The 5484-nt window shown below is 61.0% G+C and carries 5 protein-coding genes and 1 pseudogene; 4 read left to right on the plus strand and 2 right to left on the minus strand.

Going from position 1 to position 5484, the window contains the following annotated elements; all coding sequences use genetic code 11:
- From ACPYOI_RS34665 to mmsB, 4 genes are all read left to right on the plus strand, one after another.
- The coding region (locus ACPYOI_RS34665; protein ID WP_481424050.1) for a branched-chain amino acid ABC transporter permease at positions 1 to 814 on the plus strand (814 nt) is incomplete at its 5' end.
- Position 815: 1 nt separating this feature from the next.
- Positions 816 to 1805: a branched-chain amino acid ABC transporter permease gene (locus ACPYOI_RS34670; protein WP_481418944.1), complete on the plus strand. Its 990-nt coding sequence runs from the start codon at positions 816 to 818 to the stop codon at positions 1803 to 1805.
- Positions 1806 to 1821: 16 nt separating this feature from the next.
- On the plus strand, positions 1822 to 3417 hold the full coding sequence (locus ACPYOI_RS34675) for a GMC family oxidoreductase (protein ID WP_481418952.1): 1596 nt from the start codon (positions 1822 to 1824) through the stop codon (positions 3415 to 3417).
- A 9-nt stretch (positions 3418 to 3426) separates the two neighbouring features.
- A complete protein-coding gene (gene mmsB / locus ACPYOI_RS34680; protein WP_481418945.1) occupies positions 3427 to 4308 on the plus strand; it encodes a 3-hydroxyisobutyrate dehydrogenase in 882 nt (293 codons plus the stop codon).
- On the opposite strand, the gene ACPYOI_RS34685 is transcribed toward mmsB, so the two are convergent.
- Complete coding sequence (locus ACPYOI_RS34685) at positions 4309 to 5079, minus strand: fumarylacetoacetate hydrolase family protein (RefSeq protein WP_481424051.1); 771 nt, start codon at positions 5077 to 5079, stop codon at positions 4309 to 4311.
- Between the two features lie 83 nt (positions 5080 to 5162).
- A pseudogene (locus tag ACPYOI_RS34690) lies at positions 5163 to 5484 on the minus strand (carbohydrate kinase); the annotation flags it as partial.

The following is a 5484-nucleotide window of genomic DNA, read 5'->3' on the forward strand; positions in this document are numbered from 1 at the left end:
CTACGCCCTGCTCAGTCTCGGCCTGGCCATCATCTTCGGCCTGCTGCGCGTCATCAACTTTGCGCATGGTGCGCAATATATGCTGGGCGCCTTCGTCGCCTATCTGATGCTTGCTTACGGTGGCATCGGCTATTGGCCGGCGCTCATTCTGGCGCCTCTCGCCGTCGGCCTGTTCGGCGCAGTGGTGGAGCGTCTCTTTCTGCGGCGGCTCTACGATCTCGATCCGCTTTACGGCCTGCTTTTTACGTTCGGCATGGCGCTGGCGATCGAGGGGACGTTCCGCTACCTCTACGGCTCTTCGGGCCAGCCCTATGCGACCCCGACAGCCCTCGCAGGCGGAATGAACCTCGGCTTCATGTTCCTGCCGATCTATCGTGGCTGGGTGGTCGTCATGTCGCTGGTGGTCTGCATCGGCACCTGGCTCCTGATCGAAAAGACCAAGCTCGGCGCCTATCTCCGGGCTGCGACGGAAAATACGGTTCTGGTGCAGGTTTTCGGCGTCAACGTACCGCTGCTTCTGACGCTGACCTACGCGCTCGGAGCCGGTCTTGCCGCCTTTGCCGGCGTGCTGGCGGCGCCGATCTACCAGGTCTCGCCGCTGATGGGATCGAACATCATCATCGTCGTTTTTGCCGTCGTCGTGGTCGGCGGCATGGGTTCGATCATGGGTGCGATCGTCACCGGCTATGTGCTGGGTATTGCGGAGGGCCTCACAAAGGTCTTCTATCCGGAAGCGTCGAACATCGTGGTCTTCGTGATCATGGCGATCGTGCTTCTCGTCAGGCCCGCGGGCCTCTTCGGCCGGGATGCGTAAGATGACGGACATCACCGAAACCCTTCGAACGGAAAAGAGCCGCACCGCGCTGTCAGTGCAGGCCGCCTTCCTCATCATCGGCCTGCTGCTTCTGCTGCTCGCGCCGTTCTTCTTCTATCCTATCTTCCTGATGAAGCTCCTGTGCTTCGCGCTCTTTGCCTGCGCCTTCAATCTGCTGCTCGGTTACACGGGCCTGCTCTCCTTCGGGCATGCCACCTTCTTCGGCGGCGCTGCTTATTTCACCGCCTATACGGTGAAGGCGTGGGGCTTTCCGCCTGAGCTCGGCATCTTGACGGGTGTGGCAGGGGCGGCCGTGCTCGGCCTCGTCATCGGTTACCTCGCCATTCGCCGCCAGGGCATCTACTTTGCAATGATCACGCTGGCGCTCTCGCAGATGTTCTTCTTCTTCTGCCTGCAGGCGAAATTCACCGAGGGCGAGGACGGCATCCAGTCCGTGCCGCGGGGACATCTCCTAGGATTTATCGACCTCAACAATTCCACCAACATGTACTACTTCGTACTGGCGGTATTCCTCATCGGCATGGTGCTGATCTGGCGCTTCATCAACTCGCCTTTCGGCATGATCCTGAAATCGATCCGGGAAAACGAACAGCGGGCGGTCTCGCTCGGCTATTCCGTGGCTCGCTACAAGCTCGGTGCTTTCGTGATGTCGGCGGCCCTTGCCGGACTTGCAGGTGCCGTTAAGTCGCTGGTCTTCCAGTTCGCGACGTTGACGGACGTCGCCTGGCAGATGTCGGGCGAGGTGATCCTGATGACGCTTCTCGGCGGCATCGGCACGATGATCGGGCCGATCTTCGGCGCGGGGCTCGTCGTGACGCTTCAGAACTATCTCGCGACATCGGAATTCCCGGTGACGATCATCACCGGCGTCGTCTTCATGATTTGCGTTCTGATCTTCCGCCGCGGCATTATCGGCGAATTTTATGCCTCGTGGCTGGGGCGCAAACTGGGTTTCGTATATCGCCGCTGATGCGGCCGGTGACCGCATGGATCGCTACGATTATATCATCATTGGCGCAGGCAGCGCGGGCTGCGTGCTGGCGAACCGCCTGTCCGAAGACCGCAGCAACCGTGTTCTGCTGCTCGAGGCAGGCGGAAGCGACAATTACCACTGGATCCATATCCCGGTCGGCTATCTCTATTGCATCAACAATCCGCGCACGGACTGGTGCTTCACGACGGCGGCGGAAGAGGGGCTGAATGGCCGGGCGCTCAGCTATCCTCGCGGCAAAGTGCTCGGTGGCTGCTCCTCTATCAACGGCATGATCTACATGCGCGGGCAGGCTCGCGATTACGACCTCTGGCGCCAGATGGGCTGCACCGGCTGGAGCTGGGACGACGTGCTCCCCTATTTCCGCAAATCGGAGGATCATTACCGCGGCGAAGACGAGATGCATGGGGCAGGTGGCGAATGGCGGGTGGAGAAAGCGCGGGTGCGTTGGGCCGTGCTCGATGCCTTCCAGCAGGCGGCGAAGGAAGCAGGCATTCCCGTTACGGAGGATTTCAACCGCGGCAGCAATGAAGGCTCCGGCTATTTCGACGTTAACCAGCGCTCCGGCATCCGCTGGAACACGGCGAAGGCATTTCTCCGCCCCGCAATGAGGCGCGGCAATCTCACCGTTTTGACCAAGGCGCATGTGCGGCGGTTGCTTATCGAGGAAGGTGCGATTTCCGGCGTCGAGTTCCAGCACGACGGCATGGCGAAGCGCGTTTATGCTACTAAGGAAACAGTCCTTTCCGCCGGTTCGGTTGGTTCTCCGCATATCCTGGAGCTTTCCGGCATCGGTCGCGGCGAGGTGCTGAAAAATGGCGGCGTCGATATCGTGGCCGAGGTGAAGGGCGTCGGCGAAAACCTGCAGGATCATTTGCAACTGCGCCTTGCCTACAAGGTGACCGGCGTTCCCACGTTGAACGAGAAGGCGACGAAGTTGATCGGCAAGGCAGCGATCGGGCTTGAATATCTCATCCGCCGCTCGGGACCGATGTCGATGGCACCGAGCCAGCTTGGTATCTTCACGCGCTCGGGACCTGACAAGGAGACACCTGACCTGCAATATCACGTGCAGCCGGTCTCGCTTGACAAGTTTGGCGACCCCGTTCACCCCTTTCCGGCGATCACCGCCAGCGTCTGCAATCTCAGGCCGGAAAGCCGCGGCTCCGTGCATATTGCGAGCCCGGATTTCGCCGCACAGCCGACGATTGCACCGAAATACCTCTCGACGGAGCGTGATCGCGGCATAGCTGTTCGATCCATAAAGCTGACGCGGCGGATCGTTTCGCAGCCGTCCTTTGCGCGCTTCAAGCCGGAAGAATTCAAGCCCGGCCCCTCTTATCAGACAGAAGCCGATCTAGAGCGGGCGGCAGGCGAGATCGGCACGACGATCTTCCACCCCGTCGGCACCTGCCGAATGGGTGGAGACAGGGACAGCGTCGTCGATCCGCGGCTGAAGCTGCGCGCACTTGCCAAGCTCAGGATCGCCGATGCCTCGGTGATGCCGTCGATCACCTCGGGCAACACGAACTCTCCAACGATCATGATTGCCGAGAAAGCCGCGGCAATGATCCTGGAAGACAACAGATAGGAGGCCAGCATGGCACGGATCGCATTCATCGGGCTTGGCAATATGGGCGGGCCGATGGCGGCCAATCTCGTCAAGGCAGGACACGAAGTTATGGGCTTCGATCTCGCCGCCCCCGTGCTACAGGCCGCCGAAGAAACAGGGGTAAAGCCGGCAAGCCACATCAGCCAGGCCGTCATGGAGGCGGAGACCGTCGTAACGATGCTGCCGCAGGGCAAGCATGTGCTCACTGCCTGGCCGGACATATTGAAGTCGGTTCCGGCCGGAACGCTGGTGATCGACTGCTCGACCATCGATGTCGACAGTGCCCGTAAGGCGCATGAAATGGCGAAGGCCGCAGGCTGCCTCTCGCTTGACGCTCCCGTTTCCGGCGGAACGGGTGGGGCTAGCGCAGGTACCTTGACGTTCATGGCGGGCGGTTCGGACGAGAGTTTCGCCAAGGCCAAGCCGATCCTTGAAAAGATGGGCAAGAAGATCGTCCACTGCGGCGAAGCCGGCGCAGGTCAGGCGGCGAAAATCTGCAACAATATGATCCTCGGCATTTCGATGATCGGCGTCTGCGAAGCTTTCGTGCTGGGAGAAAAGCTCGGTCTCTCGCATCAGGCGCTTTTTGATGTCGCCTCGACGTCGTCCGGCCAGTGCTGGTCGATCAATACCTATTGCCCGGTTCCGGGGCCGGTACCGACATCGCCGGCAAACAACGAGTACAAACCGGGATTTGCTGCCGCTCTGATGCTCAAGGATCTCCGGCTTTCGCAGGAGGCGGCACTTTCGAGTGGTGCGTCGACCCCGCTCGGGGCGGAAGCGGCACAGCTTTACGCGCTCTTCGAAAAGCAGGGCAATGCCGGAAAGGACTTTTCCGCCATCATCGAGATGTTCCGGGAGCAGCCCTGACTACTTAGCAACAAGCGACAGATGCAAGCGTGCGGTATCGTTGAGCAAAATCTCGATGTCGCCTGGTGCGGCAAGTTCGATCGCGCCACAAAGCGTGCCGGTCGTGATCAGCGCCCCGGCCTTCAGCGAGTTTTCAGGGCGCAGCTTGTCGTTGGCGTAGTCAACGAGCCAGGTCAGCACGTCGCCTTTCGGGTGCTGTGCAGGCGCATCGTAGATCGACTGGCCGTTGAAGGTGACTTTCAGCGGCGTTCCGGTGGCTGTGTCGATCAGCGACTTTGGCACGTTCGGGCCAAGCACGTAGCCGCTGTTGCCGAGGCGATCGGCGAGGAAGAGCAGGAATGAAATCTTGCCACTTTCCTCGATGGCGGAGACCAGAAGTTCAGCGCCGAGATGGACGGTCGCCACTGCATCGGCGACTTCGGCACGGCTGTAATCGCCGTTGCGGCGAACCGGTAAGTCCGAGCCGAGACGGACGGCGATTTCCGCCTCAAACTTCATACCCTTCGCCCACGGAATCTGCGCGCCGGAATCGGCTTCTGCGTAAGGATGGAGCGGTGCCGTCACCGCCTGGCCATCCGGCGAAGCCGTCACTTTCCATGCGTTGCTGGCAATGGCCTCTTCGGCGGCGAGGAAATTCTGCGCATCCATGGCGTGGCGCAGATCGGCGGGAAGCGCGAAATCGGCCGTCGGCGCTTGACTGCCCGCTTTGTGGAGGCCGTGAAGTCGAGCTGCGAGCGCACGCGGGTCGAAGGCCGCGTTTGAATCCGTCATGATGGTTCCTCCGCCTGGTTTCTTGAACGGCCAACACTAGCCGCCTGCCTAAGATGGGATAAGGGGCGTGTATGGAAAGACTGCTATTCCATTGCTGCATGCCAAGCGCGGCGGTAGTCCTTCAGTCCGGTGATCACGGCTGGCGGAAAGCGTCTTTCAGAACCGGGCGCCGGCCTTATGCCGGTGAGCAACGAGGCCCCCTGACTGGTGCCGGTCGAGCCGGGCAGGGCGACAACGTCGCGACCTGTCAATGCTGCAAGGATCTCGAGATAGGTCTCGTTCAACGCAAAAGGTCCCTCGACGATGAGCGGCCCCGCGGCGCCGATCAGGCCAAGGCAGGCCTCGCTCATCAAGCCAAGGTAGAGGCACATCGCGGCATAGCGCTCCGCAGCGTCTGCATTATCC

This window comes from Rhizobium sp. SVR5-2C, from assembly GCF_056755115.1.